Below are 24283 nucleotides of genomic sequence, written 5' to 3'. Positions count from 1 at the left end.
AGGAATAGATGTGAAGCGAATTTTGATCGCGGATGATGAAGAAGTATTACGTATGTTAATTGTCGATACATTAGAGGAAGAAGGGTACGAACTCGAAGAAGCGGAAGATGGGAATGAAGCTTTTCAGAAAGTGCAAAACGATGACTATGATCTTCTTATACTAGATTATATGATGCCTGGAATGACAGGAATTGAAGTGGCGGAGAAGATTAAAGATTTACAAGGGAAAGAAAACATGAAGATTATGATGCTAACGGCTAAGAACCAGCAAAAGGATGTTGATGCGTCTAAGGCTGCTGGTATTCAATATTACATGGCTAAACCGTTCAGCCCTCTTCAATTAATTGAACTTGTGGAGGATATTCTGGATGCGTGATTTCTTTAAGAAAAGCATCAGAAGACAATTTCAGTTCATTATGATGGCTATCTTTGTGCTCGCCCTTGTTGGGATTTCTATTATTCTCGCAATTCAAGCACAGGTGAAAGAGAAGTATGTGAACGAGAGAGAGTCCCTTGTGAATCAAACGGAGATCGCAGAGGAAATCGCCCAATCCTATAATGAAATGATTATGAGGGCGAGAGGGTATTTAGCTTTTTTGAATAACAATGAATGGGAGCTCACACAAGAGGCTCATGCCAATCTGGTCGGCCTTTTAGAAGAATTACAAGAGTATGATTTAAGCGAGGAAGAACAGGAGGTCTATCAGAATCTTTCTCAGTACGTCGATAAATACTGGACTACTCTTTTGCCAACAGCTAAGGAATTCGCAGACAATGGGGATTACGAAGAGCTTGTCAGTATATCACAAGAGGAAGATGGAACCTCTCAAATTAACCGTTACCTATCTCAGAATAAGGAAATCGTGGCTACAAATGAACGAGAGCTTGAAGAGGCGCACGAAGCCTTTTTGGACAACACAAATCGGATTACCTATGCGCTCGGTTTGTTGATTGTGCTCTTGTTTATCATTATTAGTCTTGCCACGAAGCGGATGTCTAAAAGTATTGGCCAGCCGCTACAGGAGTTATCGGAAGCCTCTGAACAACTTGCCCTTGGAGAAGATGTATCATTCCCGTCCACTAAGCGTAGGGATGAGCTTGGAACGTTAGCCAATGCGCTTTCTTCTATGGCTTTTGTGATTAAAGAACGGGAAGAAGATTTGCAGGCTCATAATGAAGAGTTACAGGCTCAACAGGATGAACTCACCGAGCAACAAGAAAGGCTAGAGGATTCCGTAGTAGAAATTAAGAATTTAAATATGGCGATTAATGAAGCTACGATTCTTTCCGTTACGGATACCCAAGGAGTCATTACAGATGTGAATGATAAGTTTTGTGAGGTTTCAGGTTATAGCCCGAAAGACATTATTGGCCAGCCTCATACTGCTATGTATTCTGAGCACCGTCCAGAGTTCTATGAAAGCATGATCCAGACGTTACGACAAGGTCGAATCTGGAAGGGTGAAGTGAAGAACCGAGCGAAAGATGGCTCATTTTATTGGGTGGATTCTACGATTGTTCCTTATAAGAATGAGCGTCAAGGGGTCGAGCAGTATTATGTGATTCAGTTTGACATTACAAATATGGTGGAAGCCGAGCAAGAATTAAAAGAGCTTTTAGAAGAAACGAATCGAACGAAGCTTACGCTTGAACACTATAATGAGTTAAACCATGCATTATCCATCACGCTCAACATGGATGAATTGCTTGAGACGGTATTGTTCCAGCTTCAGCAGATCTTCTCGTTTGATAAAGGGATGTTGACGGTGCTTGGTAGTTCTGAATATGCAAGTATTAGCGTGTCAGAAGAAGCGGCTAAGCGGATGCGTGCCTTTATTCAAGAACAGGTTTACGTGCGGCTAGAAGAAACGGAAGCTCCTTATGTGGTGAAGAGGGAAGCGCTTGAAGGGGAACGTGGGTATCATGAGGGAACGCTCTATAGTTATGACGTCTTCGCTCCTGTTTTTGACGCGAGGGGTGAACTTCAGGCCGTGTTTGGCGGAACCCGTGTAGGATTGCCATTTAATGAAGAAGAATTACTGGAGCTTGAAGGCATATTGAGTCGTGTCTCCTTATCATTTGAGAAGTTGTTCTTATATGAAGAAACGGAACAAAGTCGTCAATTGAACCAGGACATTATCGATAATGTGAATGAAGGGATCCAGTTTATTGATGAAGAAGGGGCGCTCATTCAGTATAACAATCAGCTGTGTAGCTTCATGGAGGCAGGGGATTGTGAGAAATGCCTCAATCAACCGTTCTCCTATTGGCTGACGTTTTTCAACGATCGGGTTGAAGAGCCTGATGCAATGAAGGCCTTTTTTGAAAAAGCGATCTTCCAATCTACCGGAAGTTCTCAATACAGATACGAGGTTGCAGGATTAGATCGAAGAATTATAGAAGTGTACGCAGAACCGATCTATCGTCGTGAAGAGCGCCTCGGGACGTTGTTTGTTCATCGCGACATTACGTCTCAATATGAAGTGGATCAAATGAAGTCAGAACTTGTGAGCACGGTGAGTCATGAACTACGCACGCCCCTTGCGAGTGTACTTGGATATACAGAGCTAATGCTCAATCGTGATTTGAAACCTGAGAAACAAAAGAGGTATTTGACTACGATTGAGAAAGAGGCGAAACGCTTAACGAATTTAATTAACGATTTCCTCGACTTGCAGCGGATGGAGTCAGGGAGACAAGTATATGAGAAAGAATTGGTGAACGTTGAAGAAGTCGCTCAGGAAGTGATTGACTCCTTCCCTTATTCCGCACAACACGAAGTTTATCTTAACAACCATTCTTCTAAGCTGCCTGTGATGGCCGATAGGGAAAAATTGATTCAGGTGTTTACGAATTTAATCAGTAATGCCATTAAGTTCTCTCCGAATGGAGGGAAAGTGGTCGTGACGATGAACGGAAACGAGCAGGAACTCTTTATCCACGTTGCGGATGATGGACTTGGCATACCGGATCCGGAACTGCCAAAGTTGTTTAAGAAGTTTCACCGTATTGATAATTCAGAGCGTCGAAAGATTGGTGGAACAGGTCTTGGACTTTCCATTGTTAAGGAAATCATCGAAGCCCACGGTGGCTCCATTTCTGTTCGTTCAGAGGTCGGAAAAGGAAGCGTCTTTACGATCATCCTTCCTCTTGCTCAGCCGAATGCGGAGGGGGATGGCAGTGTGCTTACCCCTGATTTGCCGCTTATTATGGTGATCGAAGATGATCATAGCCTAGCGATGTTGATCCGGGAGGAGTTAAAAGGGACCGGATTCAATGTGCTTCATTACGCAAGTGGTGAAGCGGCGGTTCGTGAGCTCGATACGTATGAGCCAGACGGATTTGTAATTGATCTGATGCTTGCGGATGAATTAGATGGCTGGGATGTGATTAAGGAAATTAAAAAGCGACCGGCATTAGAGAATATCCCGATCTTTATCTCGACAGCTCTCGATGATAAAACGAAAGGCGAGGAATGGGGCATTGAGCATTATTTAACGAAACCCTACCCTCCGAATAAGCTATCGACAACCATCCTCAGAACGTTATTACAACAAGAGAAGAATGGTCAGATCTTAGTTGCAAAGGATGAAGAGTGAAATTGACTTGTCTACTTTATCGTGCTATGTTTGATAAAATTAAGATGACGTAAATGGATAGGCCGCTCCATTTGATCTCTGGATCAAGGTGTGGCCTCTATTATGTGAAAAAAGAGAAGTTCATCATGTGATGGGAGAATGAACAATGAGTGTACAAAACGAAATGAAAAAGCGCCGGACGTTTGCGATTATCTCGCACCCGGATGCTGGTAAAACAACGTTAACAGAGAAATTCTTATTATTTGGTAACCTGATTCGTGAGTCAGGTACCGTTAAAGGGAAAAAGACGGGCAAATTCGCAACATCTGACTGGATGGATATTGAGAAGCAGCGTGGTATTTCTGTCACGTCTTCTGTTATGAATTTTCCTTATAAAGATTACCAGGTCAATATCTTAGATACCCCTGGTCACGAAGATTTCAGTGAGGATACGTATCGTACTCTGACTGCCGTGGATAGTGTTGTCATGATTATTGACGGAACAAAGGGGATTGAGGCGCAAACGCTTAAGCTCTTTAAAGTTTGTAAGATGCGCGGAATTCCGATCTTTACGTTTATTAACAAGTTAGACCGTGAAGGCCGAGATCCTTTCGATCTATTAGATGAAATTGAATCAGAGCTTGGCATTGAGACGTATGCCATGAACTGGCCTGTTGGAATGGGCAAACGTTTCAGAGGAATTCTTGACCGTCAGAACGACCAATTTGTTCAGTTCACAGGGAATGAAACGGAAACGTCTATTCCGTATAACGAGATTAACGATCATCCTGAATTGGCTGAAGATGAGACATTTGCCGGTGCATTCGAAGAGCTTGAGCTGCTTGAAGGAGCTGGTGTTGAGTTTTCTATGGATGCGGTCCAGAATGGAGAGCAAACGCCTGTATTCTTCGGTAGTGCGCTTGCGCCATTTGGCGTTCGTACGTTCTTTGAAGAATTTATCTCAATGGCCCCTCAACCTGCACCACGTAAGGCTTCAGGTGAAATGATTTCACCGGATAAAGAAGAGTTCTCAGGCTTTATCTTTAAGATTCAAGCCAATATGAACCCGGCTCACCGTGACCGTGTGGCATTTGTACGCGTTTGTTCCGGTAAGTTTGAAAGAGGAATGAACGTTACGTTAGACCGAACGGGTAAGAGTATTAAATTAGCTCAGACGCAGCAGTTTGTTGCCTCTTCTCGGGAAACGATTCAGGAAGCTTATGCGGGTGACATTATCGGAATTTATGACCCGAACGTTTACCGAATTGGTGATACGCTTGTAGAAGGGAAAGATACGTTCCACTTTGAAGAACTGCCACAGTTCCCACCTGAAGTATTTAAGAAAGTTGTAGTGGAGAACGTTATGAAGTCGAAGCAGTTCAAGAAAGGACTTGAGCAGCTTGTCCAAGAAGGGGCTATTCAGTTGTTCCGAAGCCTTCGCAGTGACGAGTATATTATCGGGGCAGTCGGACAACTTCAGTATGATGTATTTGAATATCGTATGAAGAACGAATATAACGTAGGCGTCCGCTTTGAAGATATCGGAGAACGGATTCCTCGTTGGCTGAACTCAGAACAAGTCGATCGTTCGAAGTTCGACGACCGCAGCCTACTTGTAAAAGACCGTGAAGACAACTATCTTGCTCTATTTAAAAACGACTTCTCCTTACGTTGGTTCCAGGATAAAAATCCAGACATTGAACTCATCGACCTGTTTGAAGTCAACCAATATAGCCAATAATAATAGTAGAAACAAAAGCTGGTGGCCCCCACCAGCTTTTTCTTATACTTTAGAGAGTGAAAGCGTGTCAGACACCCGTTCCCCCTTTAAAGCAGTGCAGCGTGTCAGACACCGTTTAATGCTTTAGCGGATAGCAGGGTGTCTGACACCCTGCGGTGCTTTAATAGGGTGAAGGATAAGCCTTCTGAACATAATAGTCGAATGTTTGTTCGCGTCTATGTTAGAATAGTGAGAGATTGTGGTAAACTACGGTTATAAAAGTGAATGTAGGAATGGAGGTTGCATCTTGGAGAAAAAATTTGAATTAGTATCTCAATATGAACCACAAGGAGATCAGCCAGCAGCGATAGAGAAGATCAAGCAAGGCATTGAAGAAGGGAAGGTGCATCAAACCTTACTTGGAGCTACCGGTACCGGTAAAACGTTTACGATGTCGAACGTTATTAAAGAGATTAACAAACCAACTCTTGTTATAGCTCACAACAAAACATTGGCCGGCCAACTGTACAGCGAATTTAAGGAGTTCTTCCCTGAGAATGCTGTGGAGTACTTCGTTAGTTACTATGACTACTATCAGCCAGAAGCGTATGTTCCTTCCACAGATACGTTCATTGAGAAGGATGCTAATATTAATGATGAGATTGATAAACTACGCCACTCGGCGACATCGGCACTATTCGAACGCCAGGATGTCTTGATTGTTGCCAGTGTCTCGTGTATCTACGGGTTAGGTTCACCAGAAGAATACCGCAACTTGGTGCTCTCTATTCGTGCAGGCATGGAGAAAGATCGTGATGAACTCCTTCGTGACCTTGTCGATATCCAGTACGCCCGTAATGATATTGACTTCCAGCGTGGTACATTCCGCGTGCGAGGCGACTCTGTCGAAATCATACCAGCTTCCCGTGAAGAGCATTGTATACGAGTTGAATTTTTCGGTGACGAAATTGACCGCATTAGGGAAGTGGATGCACTCACAGGCGAAATCGTCGGTGACCGAGAACACGTAGCGATCTTCCCGGCTTCTCACTTCGTTACCCGTGAAGAGAAAATGAAAGTAGCCATTAAAAACATAGAACGTGAACTTCAAGAACGATTGAAAGAATTGAAGGATCAAAATAAATTACTAGAAGCCCAGCGCTTAGAACAGCGCACAAACTATGATTTAGAAATGATGAAAGAGATGGGCTTCTGTTCAGGTATTGAAAACTACTCCAGGCATTTAACGTTAAGAGATAAAGGTGCGACACCCTATACATTAATAGATTACTTCCCGGACGACTTTCTAGTCATTGCGGATGAGTCCCATGTGACGATTCCACAAATTCGAGGGATGTACAACGGAGACCAGGCGCGTAAACAAGTCCTTGTGGACCACGGCTTCCGCTTGCCTTCAGCTCTTGATAACCGCCCTCTTCGTTTTGAAGAGTTTGAGAAGAAACTGAATCAAATTGTTTACGTATCAGCAACACCTGGACCATACGAACAAGAACATTCTCCTGAAATGGTCGAGCAAATTATTCGTCCTACAGGTCTTCTGGATCCGAAAATTGAAGTTCGTCCGATTCAGGGTCAAATTGATGACCTCATCGGGGAAATCAATATGCGTAAAGAGCGAAATGAGCGTGTCCTTGTTACAACCTTAACGAAGAAAATGTCAGAGGATCTCACTGATTATCTGAAGGATATCGGTATAAAAGTAGCTTACCTTCACTCAGAAATTAAGACGCTTGAGCGTATTGAGATCATTCGGGAGCTACGAAAAGGAAAATACGATGTGCTCGTGGGAATCAACCTGCTTCGTGAAGGGTTAGACATACCGGAAGTTTCCCTTGTAACCATTTTAGACGCAGATAAAGAAGGATTCCTTCGTTCCCAGCGTTCGCTAATCCAGACGATCGGACGTGCTGCTCGTAATGAAAACGGACAGGTCATTATGTATGCTGATAAGATGACAGATTCTATGAATATTGCGATCGATGAAACGAATCGCCGTCGTGAGAAGCAAATGGCTTATAACGAAGAACATGGCGTTACACCGACAACGATTAAGAAAGAAATTCGTGATGTTATCCGTGCTACTGTTGAATCTGAGGAAACACAAGAGACAGACGACCGTCCAAATGTTTCAAAAATGAGCAAGAAGGAAAAAGACAAGATGATCGAAAATATGGAGAAAGAGATGAAGCAGGCAGCAAGAGACTTGAACTTCGAACGAGCTGCTGAACTACGAGATCTTCTCTTGGAACTTAAAGCGGAAGGATGATCTAGTACATGAGCCAGAAATCAATCAGTATTAAAGGGGCTCGTGCCCACAACTTAAAAAATGTTGATATTGATATACCGAAGAATAAATTAGTCGTATTAACAGGGCTATCAGGGTCAGGAAAGTCTTCATTAGCTTTTGATACGATTTATGCAGAGGGACAGCGTCGCTACGTTGAATCTCTCTCTGCCTATGCCCGTCAGTTTTTAGGACAAATGGATAAACCGGATGTAGACTCAATCGAGGGACTTTCACCGGCTATTTCAATTGACCAGAAAACGACGAGTAAAAACCCCAGGTCAACTGTTGGGACAGTAACGGAGATCTATGACTATCTTCGTCTCCTCTATGCGCGTGTGGGGCACCCGACTTGTCCGAACCATGGGATTGAAATTACATCTCAAACAGTTCAGCAAATGGTGGATCAGCTCTTAGAGTACCCTGAACGAACAAAGATGCAAATCTTAGCACCCGTTGTATCAGGACGTAAAGGGCAGCACGTAAAAGTTCTTGAGAATTTGAAGAAAGAAGGGTACGTGCGCATCCGCGTGGACGGAGAAATGCGAGAAGTAACAGAAGATATTTCTCTTGAGAAGAATAAAAAGCACTCGATCGAAGTCGTCATCGACCGCGTGGCCATTAAAGACGGTGTTTCAGGACGCCTGTCTGACTCAATTGAAACGGCTCTCCGTTTAGGGGAAGGGCATCTTATTGTAGACGTTATTGATGATGAGGAGCTGCAGTTTAGCGAGCATCACGCTTGTCCGATCTGTGGGTTCTCCATCGGAGAGTTAGAGCCTCGTATGTTCTCCTTCAACAGTCCTTATGGGGCTTGTACACGATGTGATGGTCTTGGGACACAGCTTGAGGTCGATTTGGAACTTGTAATTCCTGATTGGAGTTTAACGTTAAATGAACATGCGATTGCTCCTTGGGAACCGAATAGCTCTCAATATTATCCGCAGCTGTTAAAGAGCGTTTGTGATCATTACGGGATTGATATGAATGTGCCGGTAAAAGATATTCCAGAATACCAGATGGACCGTATTCTTAATGGAAGTGGAGATGAAAAAGTTTACTTCCGCTATGAGAATGATTTCGGCAAAGTGCGAGAGAACGAAATTTATTTTGAAGGTGTTATCTCAAACGTAGAAAGAAGATACCGTGAAACGACTTCTGACTATATCCGTGAACAAATGGAGAAGTATATGGCTCAGAAGAAGTGCCCGAAATGTAAAGGATACCGTCTGGATGAAAAACCGTTAGCGGTTCTTGTTAACGGAAACCATATTGGTGAAGTTACTGATCTTTCTGTCCATGAAGCTTATACCTTCTTTGATAACGTAGAGCTATCAGAAAAAGAAGAAACGATCGCGCGTATGATCTTGAAAGAGATTTGTGATCGATTAAGCTTCCTGATTAACGTTGGTTTAGATTATTTAACATTATCTCGGTCTGGAGGTACCCTGTCTGGTGGGGAAGCCCAGCGTATCCGATTAGCTACGCAGATTGGGGCAGCGCTGACTGGAGTCCTTTACGTTCTTGATGAGCCTTCAATCGGTCTTCACCAACGAGACAACGATCGTCTAATCTCTACGCTTCAAAATATGCGCGATCTAGATAATACGCTCATCGTAGTAGAGCATGATGAAGATACGATGCTTGCCGCTGATCACTTAATCGATATAGGCCCTGGCGCAGGAGCCCATGGGGGGCAGATTGTTTCAAGTGGTACCCCTGAAGAAGTAATGAAAGACAATGGGTCACTGACAGGGCAATATTTATCAGGTGAGAAGTTCATTCCACTCCCGCAGGAGCGTCGTAAACCGGATGGTCGCTATGTTGAAATCGTTGGAGCAGAAGAGAATAACTTGAAGAAAGTAAATGCCAAATTACCGCTTGGCGTTCTTTCAGCAGTAACAGGTGTCTCTGGTTCTGGTAAGAGTACGCTCGTAAACGAAATCTTACACAAAAGCCTTGCTCAACGACTTCACAAGAGTAAAGTAAAGCCTGGTAAACATAAAGAAGTGAAAGGCATTGACCATTTAGAAAAAGTCATTGATATTGACCAATCACCTATTGGTCGTACGCCGCGCTCAAACCCTGCAACGTACACAGGCGTCTTTGATGACATCCGTGATGTGTTTGCCCAGACGAATGAAGCTAAAATTCGAGGATACAAAAAAGGACGCTTTAGCTTTAACGTAAAAGGTGGACGTTGTGAAGCTTGTCGCGGGGATGGCATTATCAAAATTGAAATGCACTTCTTGCCAGACGTTTATGTTCCTTGTGAAGTGTGTGACGGGAAGCGATATAATCGTGAAACGTTAGAAGTGAAATATAAAGGCAAGAGTATTGCAGAAGTTCTGGCAATGACAATTGAAGAAGCGTATGACTTCTTTGAAGCGATTCCTAAGATTAAACGCAAGCTGTCTACCATTTTCGATGTAGGGCTTGGATATATCAAATTGGGGCAACCGGCCACAACATTATCAGGTGGTGAAGCCCAACGTGTTAAACTAGCAAGCGAACTTCATCGTCGTTCGACAGGTCGCTCTCTGTACATTTTAGACGAGCCGACGACAGGCTTACATGTTGATGATATTTCTAGGTTGTTAATGGTGTTACAGCGCCTTGTAGATAATGGAGACACGGTTCTTATTATCGAGCACAATTTAGACGTAATTAAAGCAGCAGATCATTTGATTGATTTGGGACCTGAAGGCGGAGATAATGGTGGCGAAATTATTGCAACAGGTACACCAGAAGAAGTTGCTGAACAAACACAATCCTACACAGGTTATTATTTAGGACCCATACTAGAACGAGATCGTAAGCGCATGGAAGAGAAGATTAAACAGCGCGAAAAAGTTTCAAAATCCTAATAAAAAAGAGGCAAAGACCACTACCATGGTTTTTGCCTCTTTTTTGTAGGCAAGCTCAGTGTTTTTGGAGAAGTTCCTTGATTTGGTTGTTTGACTCAAGGCATGCACCCTTACACATTCCGGTTAATCCCATACATTAACGTATAAATGAATAAGGAGTGAACATGCATATGTCATTTGATAAAGATCTTCACTTAATCAAATTAGAAGCAGAGCTTGAAAAACTCAAAAAGCAAATTCAGAAGCAAATGCAAGAACAAGAAAATGAGTTAGATAATGAAATAGAAAATAGTAATGAGCAAGAGCAGGAACAAGATCAAGATCAAGATCAAGACCAGGAGCAAGATCAGGATCAAGATCAGGATCAAGATCAGGAATTAGAAAATGATCAAGAATTTGATTTAGACCAAGACCAGGATCAAGACCAAGAGCAAGACCAAGATCAGGACCAGGACCAAGACCAAGATCAGGACCAAGATCAAGATCAGGATCAAGACCAGGACCAAGACCAAGACCAAGATCAGGATCAAGACCAGGACCAAGACCAAGATCAGGATCAAGATCAGGACCAAGAGCAAGACCAGGACCAAGATCAGGATCAAGACCAAGATCAAGATCAGGATCAAGACCAGGATCAAGATCAAGACCAAGATCAGGACCAAGACCAGAAACAAAAGCAGATTCAAGATCAAGATCAGGATCAGGATCAAGATCAAGACCAAGACCAAGATCAGGATCAGGATCAAGACCAAGATCAGGATCAGGATCAAGACCAGGATCAAGACCAAGATCAAGACCAGGATCAAGACCAAGATCAAGATCAGCATCAAGATCAAGATCAGGACCAAGATCAGGACCAAGATCAGGATCAAGATCAAGATCAAGACCAGGATCAAGATCAAGATCAGGATCAGCATCAAGATCAAGATCAGGACCAAGATCAGGACCAAGATCAGGATCAGGATCAAGATCAAGACCAGGATCAAGATCAGCATCAAGATCAAGATCAGGACCAAGATCAGGATCAAGATCAGGATCAGGATCAAGATCAAGATCAGGATCAAGACCAAGACCAGGATCAAGACCAAGACCAAGACCAAGATCAAGATCAGGATCAGCATCAAGATCAAGATCAGGATCAAGATCAAGACCAAGATCAAGATCAAGACCAGGACCAAGAATTAGACAATGATCAGGACTTCGAACAAGATCAAGAAAACGATCAGGATTTTGATCAGGATCAGGATCAAGATGTAGATAATGATCAAGACTTTGATCAAGATCAAGAAAACGATCAGGACCAAGACCAGGATAATGAGCAAGATAACGACCAGGACGTAGACCAAGAAAACGACCAAGATCAAGACAATGAGCAAGACCAGGACAACGATCAAGATCAAGAAAATAATCAAGACAATGAGCAAGACCAGGACAACGATCAAGATCAAGAAAATGATCAAGACAATGAGCAAGACCAGGACAACGATCAAGATCAAGAAAATGATCAAGACAATGAGCAAGACCAGGACAACGATCAAGATCAAGAAAACGACCAGGACAATGAACAAGATCAGGAACAGGATCAAGAACAAGACCAACGAAACCGCCAATACAACCAAGATGACTTAACGCTTGAGAATATCGGAAATCCAAACATTCGCATTTATAATGACAATAATCTGTTTCTTATCCTAGCTATCTTAGCTTTTATGTTTAATGGAAATGGGAACGGAACTGGAAATGCTGGCGGTGGATCGACTTGTCAAAATGGCGAAGGGTTAGCTGGTTTGAGAGGTTTAATCGATCTATTACGTGATCTGAAGTCTGAGCTATAAGGCGATAAGAGGTGGGGAGATTTTCTCCTCTCTCTATACATAAAGTAGATTCTTTGACGATTGTGCACTATTTTGGGTATGGTATAGAAAGACACAAGTTCTAGAGAGGGGTCCGTCGTATGGAAACGATCCAAATCGATCACGTCCAAAAAGCGCTTGAGAATTTAGCGCATAAAGATGTTTACATTCATTTAGAAACTACGAACGGTGCTTACGCGCGCCACTTTGACTCAAACGCATATAATGTAGGAGCATTTATTCGGAATGCTCAAGTTCGATATACGCAAGCGAAAATTATTGGTCATGAATCCTTCCGTGTTGGCTTGAAGACTCAACTTGGCTGGATTTATGCAGAAGGCTTAACAGACTGGGAGCTCGATGATCAAGGTCGTTTGCTTATGGCCGGTCACGATAACGAAGGTCGTTTAATGGTTGCTTTAGAAATCAGCGAGAAGCCGTTTAATTAATAGATGAAAGAGAGGAAGCTAAACATGGATCAACATGTCGCTATTATTTTACCTCATCCAGACGATGAAGCATTCGGTTGTTCAGGTACGATCCTTGAATTTCGTGGACAGGATATTCCTGTAACGTATTTTTGTGGAACGTTAGGAGAAATGGGCCGCAACATGGGGAGCCCTTTTTTCGCTAATCGCGAAACTCTCCCGGAAATTCGTAAGAAAGAACTTCAGGATGCGTGTAAGGAATTAGATATTAACTTAGAAATGCTTGGTTACCGCGATAAGACGTTAGAATTTGAAGATCGTGATGAAGTAGCGAAAGATTTAAAACAACGTCTTGAAGAGATTAACCCAAGCCTTGTTATTACATTTTACCCTGGTCATGCTGTTCACCCTGACCACGATGCTATGGGAGCTGCTGCCATTAAGGCTGTTGAAATGATGGATGAGTCCAAGCGTCCAGAGGTATGGGCCAAGGCGATTACGCATAATCGTCGTGAGCTTCTAGGTGAGCCGGATATTGTTAGAGACGTAGAAGATTATTTCGAAGGCAAGATGAGAGCCATTGAAGCTCACCGTTCTCAAGCGGAAGGAATGATGAAACAATTCCGTGATAGCCCGAACTTAAAAGAGATTAATTCCGAGGGCCGTAAGTTATTGAAATACGAAGAATTTTATAAATGGACGTTTTAAGTGTAACCCCTGCTTCTTTTAGAAGTAGGGGTTTTTACATAACGTAACGGAAACATGCACTCACCATGAAGGATGTTTCTATTTAACCGAGAAAGAGAATAAGAATATGAAACAGAGTGGTTAGGTTATGCGTAGAAGGAAAGAGTATCATAAAGGAGAGATGGATTGTGAAAGAGGAGCGAAAACGGATTTTGACGATGCTTCAAGAAGGGAAAATTTCCACTGAAGAAGCGGAAGAATTAATCGACGCATTAGACTATGCTAGTGAAGTAGAAGAGGATCAGGATGAACCTGTATCCCTCTCTAAGAAAGTAGATTGGAATGCTAACCAAGGGCAAAAGGCTTATGATTCCGGATCTACAAAGCAGCGTTTTAAAAGTTTGGTTGGAGAGGCATTTAAGAAAATTAAAAACGTTGATCTCGATTTTAATTTCGGCTCTTACCAAAGCGTTCACCATATCTTTCAACATCAGGGAGTCGATTTTCAAAACATTTATATTGATGTAGCAAATGGAAACGTCACGATGAAACCATGGAAAGAAGCGGATCTGCGTCTTGAATGCCAAGCTAAGGTGTACCAAGTGAACAATCAAGATGAGGCCAGAGAGCGCTTTATGGATTTGAAGAATTTCATAGTCGATGAGAAGAACCTGCGTTTTGAGGTGAAATCGAAGAAAATGAAGACAGATGTCACCCTCTGGGTTCCGGAGAAGGCATATGAAGACGTTTCGCTTCGGGTTTTTAACGGGAAAATAGAAGCAGAAGGCCTTCCGGCTCAAGATTTAGATATGAAAACCTCTAATGGGGACCTCGTTGTTCGTAATATGAGTGGGCGAGAGTGGGAACTATCCACTTCAAATGGTTCTATCACAGCAGAGCAAGTAACCTGTGATGACCTCGAGACAGAGATGATGAACGGTTCTGTTACATTAAAAGGTGATTTTGGAAAAGTGGATTCTCAAGTCATCAATGGAAATATTCAATGTGTGTGGGAAGGTCAACGGGGACATACCGGTTTCTTTAAGACCACGACCGGGAATGTGGACCTTACTGTTGAGCCATCCTTACGATTGAATGGCAAAATGTTCACCAACTTAGGAAGCCTTCATTGTCATTTGCCTAACTTTAAAACGATCTCAGAACAGAAAGAAACGCTAAAGAAAGAACTAAAATTTGAAACGAACCCTCATTTGGATCATATATTACATGTGGAGGCTGAAACGAAAACGGGCTCTGTGAAGATTTATCCGAATGAAGGGTAAGTATCCAAAGGAGTGAAAGGATTGTGAATTGGCTTTTTAGTATTATTTTAAATGCGGTTGCGATTATAGCTGTCGATCAATTGTTTGATTCCATATACTTAGAAGGGTTTGGAACGGCGATATTGGCAAGTTTCATTCTGTCGATTCTGAATGTCATTGTGCGTCCAATTCTAGTCGTCTTAACCTTACCGATAACAGTCCTGTCGCTTGGTTTATTCTTATTTGTGATCAATGCGATTACGCTTATGATCACGCAAAGCGTACTGGGACAGAGTTTCGAGATTGAAGGATTTGGAATGGCCATTCTAGCGGCCATCATACTATCCATCTTAAACCTAATTCTGAACCAACTATTCAAAGACGCTAAGAACTAAAACTGACCCTTAAAAGGGTCAGTTTTTTTATGCGCTATAGTAGAGGACTAAAGCGTGTCAGACACCCTTTAGTTCTGTGAAGCAAAGAAGGGTGTCTGGCATACGGGTGTTGATTAGCTATATTTTACCAGTTGAATTGGATACACTTCGCCAATTTTTGAGAAGCAACCCAATTTCGATACCAACTTCTATTGGAAGGGTGCTTTTGATAAATTTTCGAGTGAATTCCTTGAAGGAAAGTTTGGTATAAGTTGACCACTTAGGCTGCGTTTCATTGAAAGTGGAACGTAATAACAGGTAAGCGATTAGCGTCGCATATACTTGACTTAAAACCTTGTTCTTAGACATTCCAAACGGGTTTGGAATGTCTAAGTTTTGTTTGATCCACCGAAAGAATAGTTCAATTTCCCAGCGCATTTTATAGACCTCTGAAATCTTTTCAGCCTTTAAATCCATTACATTTGTAGCTAAATAGATCGGTTCACCCGTTTCGCTTGGAACCGTAACGATTCGATAGGTATACGTAGTTTGCGTATTCTTTGCGCCTAAAAAGGCGTTATAATCGGCTACGACAGGCCACTCTTCATTAAAGTCAAATTCATTGTGACTTTGAACGTCGTGTTTGATCCCGGCTTTGAGACGAATGACAAACGGCTTTTCCTCTGAGCTCAGTTGATCCAAAAGATCCTTAGCTCCGTAGGCTCGATCAGCGACTCGAATAGCTGGAAAATCCTTATGTAAGAAGATCAAAGGTGCCATCATGATATCACTATCTTTTCCTGTGGTATCGAAGACATGGGTGGGCATTTTTTGATCGATATTAAATTCTGTATGGAGTTTAATCGCATAGAGATGTTTTCGATATTTCGCCCAGCTCCTAGTTTGGTGTCTGAAGGTAATCGTTGTTGAGTCGATCGCGAACAGAGAATAGTCTTTTAAGAATTTTTTCTTTTGGGATGTTGTTAATCGCTGAAGCAATTCTTGAAATAAATCTCTAAAGAATTCATAGGGGACTTCTTGGGCTTTTTTAGAGATCGTGGAGTGATTCAGGGATTCAAAATCTCCCTGTTCCACTAGCGTTTCGGATCCTTCACGATACCCAGTCCAACGCTTCACGCCGGCTTCTAAATAGAAATGAAGAAGGTCTATCGCGGAAAATTTCCTGGCTTTTTCCTCAAAATTATAATCTTGAGCTAACCGCTCCTCTAAGGTTTTGGAAGGAATTATAGATTGTAGAATTTGAATAGGTGTGTTAATTTTGTTCATATAAAGTCACTCACTTTTTGTTTGTTTTCTGTGGTAAGAAACATTTTAAAGTGAGTGGCTTTTTTTGTCTAATTTAATTTACATAATTTGGTTAATCAACACCCGTATGTCTGGCACGCTTCTTCACTTTACAGAAGTGAAGGGTTTTTTTACGTGTGTTTGTTTTGTTTCCACAGAGTTTTGTAAAAAATGCTACAATAGGGAAGTGATTATTGAGGATAACCTATAGGGAGGCTTATATATGTCGAAAGTACGAACCCAGGACTTGTTGGATCAGTTCAACTTGGAAATCGTAGCAGGTGAGGATGGCGTTCACCGTGAGATTTCTACAAGTGATATTTCAAGACCTGGAATGGAAATGGCAGGCTATTTTAAATACTATCCGGCTGAACGTTTGCAACTACTTGGGAAGACTGAATTATCGTTTTTTAACGAATTAAATCAGGAAGAGCAGCAGGACCGTGCAGCAAAGTTATGTACGGATATTACTCCTGGTATTGTGATTACCCGTGGTATGGAAGTGCCGAAGATGCTTATTGAAGCTGCTGGTGAAGCGGGAGTACCAATCATGCGATCTGCCCATAAGACAACTCGTGTTATTAGTCGATTGACAAACTTCTTAGAAACCAAATTTGCACCTTTTACAGCTATTCATGGGGTGCTTGTTGATGTGTACGGTGTCGGTGTATTGATCACAGGACAAAGTGGTGTTGGGAAAAGTGAAACAGCGCTTGAATTGGTTAAACGGGGTCACCGTCTTGTAGCTGATGACAGTGTTGAGATTCGCCAGGAAGATTATGACACGTTAATTGGGAATTCCCCTTCTCTTATTGAACACTTATTAGAGATCCGTGGGCTAGGAATTATTAACGTAATGACTTTGTTTGGTGCTGGAGCTGTCCGTAGCTTTAAGAGGATTACATATGCTATTAATCTTGAGCTCTGGGAAAAGAATAAACAGTACGACCGACTTGGTCTCGAAGAAGAGACAATGAAGATTATGGACGTTGAAATACCAAAAGCAACGGTACCAGTCCGCCCAGGTCGAAACCTGGCTGTCATTATTGAAGTGGCGGCGATGAACTTCCGCCTGAAACGCATGGGTGTAAATGCTGCGGAGGAATTCTCTCATCGTTTAACCGATATGATTGGCGAGAACAAAGGTGGTTCATCGAAAGGAGGGTTCCCGGGTGCAGACGTGTAGTCCGGATCCAATTAGTCGTGTCTTTCTGGACCTTGGGCCTTTCACGATTTACTGGTATGGTGTCATTATTGCAACCGGAGCTTATCTAGGGCTTTGGCTTGCGATGCGTGAATCTGAGCGTCTTGGATTTAAGAAAGATACGTTTGTTGATTTAGTTGTATTTGCGATTCCAATCGCGATTATTTCTGCGCGTATTTACTATGTCATCTTCGAATGGGAACGCTACGCAAATGGGTCCCTGATCGATGTCATTGCTATATGGGAAGGCGGTATTGCCATTCATGGTGCTTTGATTGGGTCAGTCGCTACCGCACTCGTTTTTGCCCGTGTTCGTAAGTTACCGTTCTGGCAGCTTGCTGATATCGCCGCACCTAGTATTATTTTAGGTCAGGCTATTGGACGTTGGGGAAACTTTATGAACCAAGAAGCGCACGGGGGTCCTGTTTCCCAGTCTTTCTATGAGAATTACATGCAATTCTTACCGAACTTTATTAACCGTCAAATGTGTATTGAAGGCGTAGTGTATCACCCTACATTCTTATATGAATCCGTGTGGAATATTCTCGGGTTTGTATTCCTAATGGTACTACGTCGATTTAATCCACGTCGTGGCGAATTGTTCCTAAGTTATGTAATCTGGTATTCGTTCGGTCGCTACTTTATTGAGCAAATGCGTACAGACAGTCTTTATATTATTGGCTCTCTACGTACCGCACAAGTCATTTCGATTGTACTGATTCTGCTTGCGTCGGCGCTTATCATTTATCGTCGTAAGACAAATCAAGCTGATCGAGATTATGAAGGTGATAAAGTAAACAAGTAAGGAGGGTGTCCCTTGCCTGGTGTGTTACAAAGAGGTTTGAAACAAGGTTTGAATGTAACGTGGACACTTGGGAAAGTCATTTTCCCGGTGACCTTACTCGTAACCATTCTCCGGTTTACGCCGGTGTTGAAATGGATTATGGAATTAATTACACCGATTATGAAGTGGATCGGGCTTCCAGGTGAGGCGGCGATTCCGCTTGTTTTAGGAAACTTTTTAAATCTTTACGCTGGTATTGGAGCGATTGTATCGTTTGATTTTAGTGTAAAAGAAGTCTTTATTATGGCTGTTATGATGTCTTTTTCTCATAACTTGCTCATTGAGTCGACCGTGGCTTCGAAAGTTGGGGTGAAATGGTGGTTTGTCGCTGGAATTCGCTTATCACTTGCCCTTCTTTCAGCCATACTAATTAATGTCTTTTGGCAGGGTGGGTCTGAAATGGCCCAATATGGCTTAATCACTCAGCAACCTGATCCAGAAGGCTATGTGGCGATTGCGCTGCTAGGTGTCAAAACAGCTCTTATGGGTGTCGTTCAACTCGCTGCGATTGTGATTCCGCTCATGGTCGCGATGCAATGGTTGAAAGAAAAGAACTGGTTAAACCTGTTCTCACGTTGGCTCGCTCCTTTTACACGTGTGTTAGGAGTAGAGCGCAATGCATCTATGACACTTGTGGCAGGTCTTGTCATTGGTCTCGCCTATGGAGCGGGACTCATGATTCAAGCCGTCAAAGAAGATGGAGTCTCCAAAAAAGACATGTACTTGTCGCTTATTTTTCTCGTGTCGTGCCACGCTGTCGTGGAAGATACGTTGATCTTTATTCCACTCGGAATTCCCGTGTGGCCACTGTTGCTGATTCGGTTGGTAACAGCTATAGGGCTAACAGCTATTGTCGGTTTTATTTGGAACCGAACCACATCGAAAGGAAAGGAAGCCACCTATGACCATACGCACTCTTCTGTTTGATTTAGACGGAACATTAATTAACACGAATGATTTAATTATTGCATCATTTCTCCATACCGCTGAAACCTATGCTCCTGGCAAATATGGTCGAGAGGATGTTCTCAAATTTATTGGTCCTCCTCTTGAAGAAAGCTTACGCACGATCAACCCTGAAACAGATGTAGAAGAAATGATCAATACGTACCGCACGCACAACCACGAGCACCATGATCGTCTTGTGGAAGCTTATGATGGCGTTGTTGAAACGCTTGATAAACTTAAGCAAGCAGGGTTTAAATTAGGCATTGTAACAACGAAGATGAGGCAAACCGTAGACATGGGAATTAAACTGACGAAGATCGCTGATAAATTCGAGACGATTGTAACGTTAGATGATGTCACCCATGCGAAGCCCCATCCTGAACCGGTCGTTCGGGCAATGAATGAACTTGATGCCAATCCTGAAGAGACGATTATGGTAGGGGACAACACTCATGATATCGAAGCAGGAAAAAACGCTGGTACCAAAACAGCTGGTGTAGCTTGGACAGTAAAAGGACGTCAGGTGCTTGATGATTTGGAGCCAGATTATATGCTTGAGCATATGAGTGATATTTTAAAAATCGTGATGGAGTGATCCTATGAGAAACACCGAGCGTCATCGTGTCAAAGAGGCTAATTCGTTATGGCACATTTATAAAACGGTGCCATTTTGGAAAGTCGTAAAAAACTTTATCGTCATTCAACTGGCTCGCTATACGCCATTTCTACCCGTAAAGAACTGGCTGTATCGCACGTTTCTCCGAATGGACGTTGGAGACCAGGCGGCTTTTGCTCTGATGGTGATGCTCGATGTGATGTTTCCTGAAAAAATCTCGGTTGGACGAAATACAGTGATCGGTTATAACACAACGATTTTAGCGCATGAGTATCTCATTAAAGAGTACCGCTTGGGTGAGGTGAAGATCGGTAGCAATGTGATGATTGGAGCCAACTCAACGATCTTACCAGGGATTACAATTGGAGATGACGCCATCGTTTCAGCCGGAACCCTTGTGCATAAAGATGTTCCTGCTGGAAGTTTTGTCGGCGGTAACCCCATGCGTGTTATTTATGACCAGGATGAAATGAAGCGACGCCAACAGGAAGACGGATTTTTAAAGGACTAGCCACTACTAGTCCTTTTTTACATCTAAAACGAAAATGAACCACCCATCAACACATCACCGCGTTACAGAATAGCAGGGTGTCAGACACCATTTACTCTAGTAACGCTTTAGTGTGAGGAAGGGTGTCTGGCACGTGGTGGTACGTTAAAGGAGGAAAGGGTATGGAATTGCCGAAAGGGGTCTTGTCGGCTGTAAAGAGTGTGAAGCATTTTGAGCAGCTTATCGAGAGTGATGAGGAGGTTATTATCTTATTAGAAACCAGGTTATCGCTCTTACCTAAGTTGGTTAAGAAAGCGCGCAAGCACGGTAAGAAGGTTCTTGTGCATACGGATTTAATTCAGGGGCTTAAAAACGATGATTTCGGTCTTGAGTTCTTGTTTCATGAAGTGAAGCCCCATGGTGTGATCTCAACGCGATCAAATGTGATCACAGCTGCGAAGAAACATAATATATTGGCGATTCAACGGTTGTTTTTAATTGATAGTCAGGCCTTGGATCGAAATGTAGCCATTATGAAGAAAACTCAACCAGACTATGTTGAGGTGTTACCAGGACTTATCCCATCATTTATATCAGAAATTAAAGAAGAGCTACAAATTCCAATAATCGCTGGCGGTTTGATTCGAACGAAAGAAGACGTTCAACTTGCTTTAGATGCAGGCGCTCATGCTGTTTCAACTTCACGTAAAGAATTGTGGGAAATCTAAAAAAGTTGACAGCGTTTTCAATGGGTAGTATAGTGTTCAGTACAAGTTAACATTAGTGGCGGAGAGCAGGAGAACCACACGCACTTGCAGGACTTTTAAGATACGAGGGTCCTATTCAAGAAGCGTGTGGTTTTTTCTATCCCGAAAAGTGGTATAGCTATCTAAGCCAGCATCTTTAGAAAGAAGGTATATTATGACAGAATTTATAGGCGAATTGATTGGCACCATGATTTTAATCATCTTTGGTGGTGGCGTCGTAGGCGGCGTTGTCCTTAAAGGGTCCAAAGCCGAAGGTACCAGTTGGGTATTAATTTCTATCGGTTGGGGACTTGCGGTAACATTTGGAGTTTACGCTGTTGGACAAGTGAGTGGCGCTCATATTAATCCAGCTGTAACGCTTGGGTTTGCAATGGTGGGAGATTTCCCATGGAGTAAAGTGCCAAAATACTTAACAGCGCAATTTTTAGGAGCATTCCTTGGTGCGATCATAGTGTTCTTTCACTATTTACCGCACTGGAAAGCAACAGAGGATAAGGGAGCCAAGTTGGCAGTGTTCTCAACTGATCCGGCTATAAGAAGTCCTTTATCGAACCTTGTAAGCGAAATCATAGGAACGTTTATGTTAGTAATGGGATTATTATTTATTGGAGCTAATGATTTTACAGAAGGATTAAACCCTGCGATTGTAGGTCTTCTTATTACCGCAATCGGAATGTCGCTAGGTGGTACGACAGGATATGCGATTAACCCTGCTCGTGATATCGGACCTCGTATTGCGCACTATGTTTTACCGATTCCAGGTAAGGGAACATCAGATTGGAGATACGCGTGGGTACCATTCCTAGGACCAATTATAGGTGGAATCTACGGCGGTCTTTTCTATAAAGCCATTTTTGTGAACGATCTCATGGTAGCTTTTTGGGTATTTACCGTAATCATTTTGGTTATCTTTTTAACGGCTGCACGTATAGAATTGAAGAAAGCCAACAGCAAAGACGTTCAGTCATCAGGTGCAAACGCATAATTTAAGATAAAGGGAGATGAGAGAAATGGAAAAATATATTTTATCAATTGACCAGGGAACAACAAGTTCCAGAGCGATTTTATTTAATAAAGAAGGGGTAATTGTTGAAACGGCTCAAAAGGAATTTCAACAATTCTTCGAAAAACCAGGTTGGGTCGAACATGATGCGAATGAAATTTGGACGTCTGTACTAGGGTGTATTGCAGATGTACTTAGAAAGTCAGAAATTGAGTCTGACCAGATTGCTGGGATCGGCATTACAAACCAGCGTGAAACAACAGTTGTTTGGGATAAGCATTCAGGCCGTCCTATTTACAAAGCGGTTGTATGGCAATCTCGCCAAACAGCTCCGATCTGTAACGAACTTCGTGAACAGGGCTATAACGACACGTTCCGTGACAAAACAGGTCTCTTACTTGACCCATACTTCGCAGGAACAAAAGTGAAATGGATCCTTGATAACGTAGAGGGAGCTCGTGAAAAAGCTGACAATGGCGACCTAATGTTCGGTACGATCGATACATGGTTAATTTATAAGCTATCAGGTGGAAAAGCTCACGTTACCGATTATTCGAATGCGTCCCGTACACTGATGTATAACATCTATGACTTAAAATGGGATGATGAACTGCTTGAAATTCTAGGCGTGCCAAAGTCTATGCTTCCTGAAGTTCGTCCATCTTCTGAAGTGTATGCGGATACGGTCGACTATCACTTCTTTGGAAATGAGGTTCCAATTGCGGGTGTAGCAGGGGATCAACAGTCAGCTCTGTTTGGTCAAGCTTGCTTTGAAAAAGGAATGGCCAAGAATACGTATGGTACAGGTGGATTCATGCTGATGAACACAGGTGAAGAACCTGTTAAATCTGATCATGGACTTCTAACAACTATTGCATGGGGACTTGATGGAAAAGTTGAATATGCGCTTGAAGGAAGCATCTTCGTTTCAGGTTCAGCTATCCAGTGGCTTCGTGATGGTCTTCAAATGATCCAAGATGCTCCTCAGAGTGAGAAGCTAGCAGGAGATGTAGACTCAACGGATGGCGTATACGTTGTGCCTGCCTTTGTTGGTCTGGGTACTCCTTACTGGGATAGTGATGTACGAGGAGCTGTATTCGGGCTGACTCGTGGAACGAAAAAAGAGCATTTCGTCCGCGCTACTTTAGAATCTCTTGCTTATCAGACAAAAGATGTCCTTAACGCAATGATTAGCGACTCTGGTCTAGACTTGAAGACGATGCGTGTGGATGGTGGGGCTGTGAAGAACAACTTCCTTATGCAGTTCCAAAGTGATATGATCAATACCCAAGTTGAACGTCCAACGGTAAATGAAACAACAGCTCTAGGTGCAGCTTATCTGGCTGGTCTTGCTGTTGGTTACTGGGATAGCAAAGATAAAATTGAAGAGCGTTGGCAGAAAGATCAAACTTTCGAACCGCAGATCTCTGAAGAGAAGCGTGAAGAGCTTTACGATGGCTGGCAAAGAGCTGTTAAAGCAGCCCAAGCATTTAAATAATTCTTATTTTTAAGCAGAATGGTATGCAAATCGTATAATTCTGTTATAATTAAATTACAAGTTAACACGATTCGGTTGGAGAAACGGAGAGACCACAAGTCCTTTACAGGGAAACTGTAAAGGGGTTTGTGGTCTCTTTTTTTATGCCTATGTACTCTTTGAGCCTGATGATGTGAGCGTGGTTGTAAGGCCCATCCCCTCGAGGTCTTAAGTCAAATTGCTGCATGAAGAAAATCGCTTCATTCCGCAGTTTGACTTAAGCTGGTCGGGGATAGACGGGCCCTTCCGCTTTTGATAGCGTCTAGCTGCAGGGCCCATCCCCTCGAGGTCTTAAGTCCAACTGCTGCATGAAGAAAATCGCTTCATTCCGCAGTTTGACTTAAGCTGGTCGGGGATAGACGGGCCCTTCCGCTTTTGGGTAGCGTCTAGCTGCAGGGCCCATCCCCTCGAGGTCTTAAGTCCAACTGCTGCATGAAGAAAATCGCTTCATTTCGCAGTTTGACTTAAGCTGGTCGGGGATAAACGGGCCCTTCC

The 24283-nt window shown here is 42.8% G+C and carries 19 protein-coding genes; 18 read left to right on the top strand and 1 reads right to left on the bottom strand.

Translation table 11 applies throughout. From position 1 onward, the window contains the following. Positions 1-10 precede the first annotated feature (10 nt). From QNI29_RS17920 to QNI29_RS17875, 10 genes are all read left to right on the top strand, one after another. Positions 11-376: a response regulator gene (locus QNI29_RS17920; protein ID WP_231419671.1), complete on the top strand. Its 366-nt coding sequence runs from the start codon at positions 11-13 to the stop codon at positions 374-376. Further along, positions 369-3599: an ATP-binding protein gene (locus tag QNI29_RS17915; protein ID WP_231419670.1), complete on the top strand. Its 3231-nt coding sequence runs from the start codon at positions 369-371 to the stop codon at positions 3597-3599. The genes QNI29_RS17920 and QNI29_RS17915 overlap by 8 nt, the downstream gene beginning before the upstream one ends. A gap of 145 nt (positions 3600-3744) precedes the next feature. Further along, positions 3745-5319 carry a peptide chain release factor 3 gene (locus tag QNI29_RS17910; protein WP_231419669.1) on the top strand — a complete coding sequence of 525 codons (1575 nt, stop codon included), beginning with the start codon at positions 3745-3747 and terminating at the stop codon, positions 5317-5319. A 286-nt stretch (positions 5320-5605) separates the two neighbouring features. Next, entirely contained in the window at positions 5606-7585 is a 1980-nt protein-coding gene (gene uvrB / locus QNI29_RS17905) for an excinuclease ABC subunit UvrB (protein ID WP_231419668.1), read from the top strand. Between the two features lie 8 nt (positions 7586-7593). Continuing rightward, entirely contained in the window at positions 7594-10470 is a 2877-nt protein-coding gene (gene uvrA / locus QNI29_RS17900; RefSeq protein WP_231419667.1) for an excinuclease ABC subunit UvrA, read from the top strand. Between the two features lie 170 nt (positions 10471-10640). Continuing rightward, on the top strand, positions 10641-12305 hold the full coding sequence (locus QNI29_RS17895) for a hypothetical protein (protein ID WP_231419666.1): 1665 nt from the start codon (positions 10641-10643) through the stop codon (positions 12303-12305). 119 nt (positions 12306-12424) lie between these two features. Beyond that, positions 12425-12772, top strand: coding sequence for a YojF family protein (locus tag QNI29_RS17890; protein ID WP_231419665.1), 348 nt, complete (start codon positions 12425-12427; stop codon positions 12770-12772). A gap of 24 nt (positions 12773-12796) precedes the next feature. Then, positions 12797-13459, top strand: a complete 663-nt coding sequence (gene bshB2 / locus QNI29_RS17885; RefSeq protein ID WP_231419664.1) for a bacillithiol biosynthesis deacetylase BshB2 — start codon at positions 12797-12799, stop codon at positions 13457-13459. 167 nt (positions 13460-13626) lie between these two features. After that, positions 13627-14721 carry a DUF4097 family beta strand repeat-containing protein gene (locus tag QNI29_RS17880; RefSeq protein ID WP_231419663.1) on the top strand — a complete coding sequence of 365 codons (1095 nt, stop codon included), beginning with the start codon at positions 13627-13629 and terminating at the stop codon, positions 14719-14721. Between the two features lie 20 nt (positions 14722-14741). Then, positions 14742-15095: a phage holin family protein gene (locus tag QNI29_RS17875; protein ID WP_231419731.1), complete on the top strand. Its 354-nt coding sequence runs from the start codon at positions 14742-14744 to the stop codon at positions 15093-15095. 117 nt (positions 15096-15212) lie between these two features. Here the strand turns inward: QNI29_RS17875 and QNI29_RS17870 are convergent, their stop codons facing one another. Then, on the bottom strand, positions 15213-16361 hold the full coding sequence (locus tag QNI29_RS17870; RefSeq protein ID WP_284526578.1) for an IS4 family transposase: 1149 nt from the start codon (positions 16359-16361) through the stop codon (positions 15213-15215). Between the two features lie 241 nt (positions 16362-16602). Between QNI29_RS17870 and hprK the strand changes: the two genes are divergently transcribed. From hprK to glpK, 8 genes are all read left to right on the top strand, one after another. Then, positions 16603-17565 carry an HPr(Ser) kinase/phosphatase gene (gene hprK, locus QNI29_RS17865; protein ID WP_231419043.1) on the top strand — a complete coding sequence of 321 codons (963 nt, stop codon included), beginning with the start codon at positions 16603-16605 and terminating at the stop codon, positions 17563-17565. Continuing rightward, positions 17552-18388: a prolipoprotein diacylglyceryl transferase gene (gene lgt / locus QNI29_RS17860; protein ID WP_231419042.1), complete on the top strand. Its 837-nt coding sequence runs from the start codon at positions 17552-17554 to the stop codon at positions 18386-18388. Before hprK ends, lgt begins: the two co-directional genes overlap by 14 nt. Before the next feature lie 12 nt (positions 18389-18400). After that, positions 18401-19354 (top strand): nucleoside recognition domain-containing protein, encoded by a 954-nt coding sequence (locus QNI29_RS17855; protein WP_231419041.1) that lies wholly within the window; start codon positions 18401-18403, stop codon positions 19352-19354. Beyond that, a complete protein-coding gene (ppaX, locus tag QNI29_RS17850; RefSeq protein WP_231419040.1) occupies positions 19329-19970 on the top strand; it encodes a pyrophosphatase PpaX in 642 nt (213 codons plus the stop codon). The genes QNI29_RS17855 and ppaX overlap by 26 nt, the downstream gene beginning before the upstream one ends. Before the next feature lie 4 nt (positions 19971-19974). Beyond that, a complete protein-coding gene (locus QNI29_RS17845; RefSeq protein WP_231419039.1) occupies positions 19975-20502 on the top strand; it encodes an acyltransferase in 528 nt (175 codons plus the stop codon). A 161-nt stretch (positions 20503-20663) separates the two neighbouring features. Then, positions 20664-21209 carry a glycerol-3-phosphate responsive antiterminator gene (locus tag QNI29_RS17840; RefSeq protein ID WP_231419038.1) on the top strand — a complete coding sequence of 182 codons (546 nt, stop codon included), beginning with the start codon at positions 20664-20666 and terminating at the stop codon, positions 21207-21209. Positions 21210-21402: 193 nt separating this feature from the next. Beyond that, on the top strand, positions 21403-22233 hold the full coding sequence (locus tag QNI29_RS17835) for an MIP/aquaporin family protein (protein ID WP_231419037.1): 831 nt from the start codon (positions 21403-21405) through the stop codon (positions 22231-22233). 25 nt (positions 22234-22258) lie between these two features. Beyond that, the gene (gene glpK, locus QNI29_RS17830) at positions 22259-23749 is read left to right on the top strand and encodes a glycerol kinase GlpK (RefSeq protein WP_231419036.1); all 1491 of its coding nucleotides are present in this window, start codon (positions 22259-22261) and stop codon (positions 23747-23749) included. Positions 23750-24283 lie beyond the last annotated feature (534 nt).

Source organism: Pontibacillus chungwhensis (genome assembly GCF_030166655.1).
In the GTDB taxonomy this organism is placed as follows: domain Bacteria; phylum Bacillota; class Bacilli; order Bacillales; family BH030062; genus Pontibacillus.
The sequence above is the reverse complement of the archived record's forward strand: the minus strand, read 5'-3'. Positions and strand labels throughout refer to the sequence as shown.

What these genes read in the sequence shown, in the direction of transcription:
- QNI29_RS17915 (WP_231419670.1), top strand. Translation starts at nt 369, where the DNA reads ATGCGTGATTTCTTTAAGAAAAGCATCAGAAGACAATTTCAGTTCATT.
- QNI29_RS17910 (WP_231419669.1), top strand. Translation starts at nt 3,745, where the DNA reads ATGAGTGTACAAAACGAAATGAAAAAGCGCCGGACGTTTGCGATTATC.
- uvrA (WP_231419667.1), top strand. Translation starts at nt 7,594, where the DNA reads ATGAGCCAGAAATCAATCAGTATTAAAGGGGCTCGTGCCCACAACTTA.
- QNI29_RS17895 (WP_231419666.1), top strand. Translation starts at nt 10,641, where the DNA reads ATGTCATTTGATAAAGATCTTCACTTAATCAAATTAGAAGCAGAGCTT.
- QNI29_RS17890 (WP_231419665.1), top strand. Translation starts at nt 12,425, where the DNA reads ATGGAAACGATCCAAATCGATCACGTCCAAAAAGCGCTTGAGAATTTA.
- bshB2 (WP_231419664.1), top strand. Translation starts at nt 12,797, where the DNA reads ATGGATCAACATGTCGCTATTATTTTACCTCATCCAGACGATGAAGCA.
- QNI29_RS17870 (WP_284526578.1), bottom strand. Translation starts at nt 16,361, where the DNA reads ATGAACAAAATTAACACACCTATTCAAATTCTACAATCTATAATTCCT.
- hprK (WP_231419043.1), top strand. Translation starts at nt 16,603, where the DNA reads ATGTCGAAAGTACGAACCCAGGACTTGTTGGATCAGTTCAACTTGGAA.
- ppaX (WP_231419040.1), top strand. Translation starts at nt 19,329, where the DNA reads ATGACCATACGCACTCTTCTGTTTGATTTAGACGGAACATTAATTAAC.
- QNI29_RS17845 (WP_231419039.1), top strand. Translation starts at nt 19,975, where the DNA reads ATGAGAAACACCGAGCGTCATCGTGTCAAAGAGGCTAATTCGTTATGG.
- QNI29_RS17840 (WP_231419038.1), top strand. Translation starts at nt 20,664, where the DNA reads ATGGAATTGCCGAAAGGGGTCTTGTCGGCTGTAAAGAGTGTGAAGCAT.
- QNI29_RS17835 (WP_231419037.1), top strand. Translation starts at nt 21,403, where the DNA reads ATGACAGAATTTATAGGCGAATTGATTGGCACCATGATTTTAATCATC.
- glpK (WP_231419036.1), top strand. Translation starts at nt 22,259, where the DNA reads ATGGAAAAATATATTTTATCAATTGACCAGGGAACAACAAGTTCCAGA.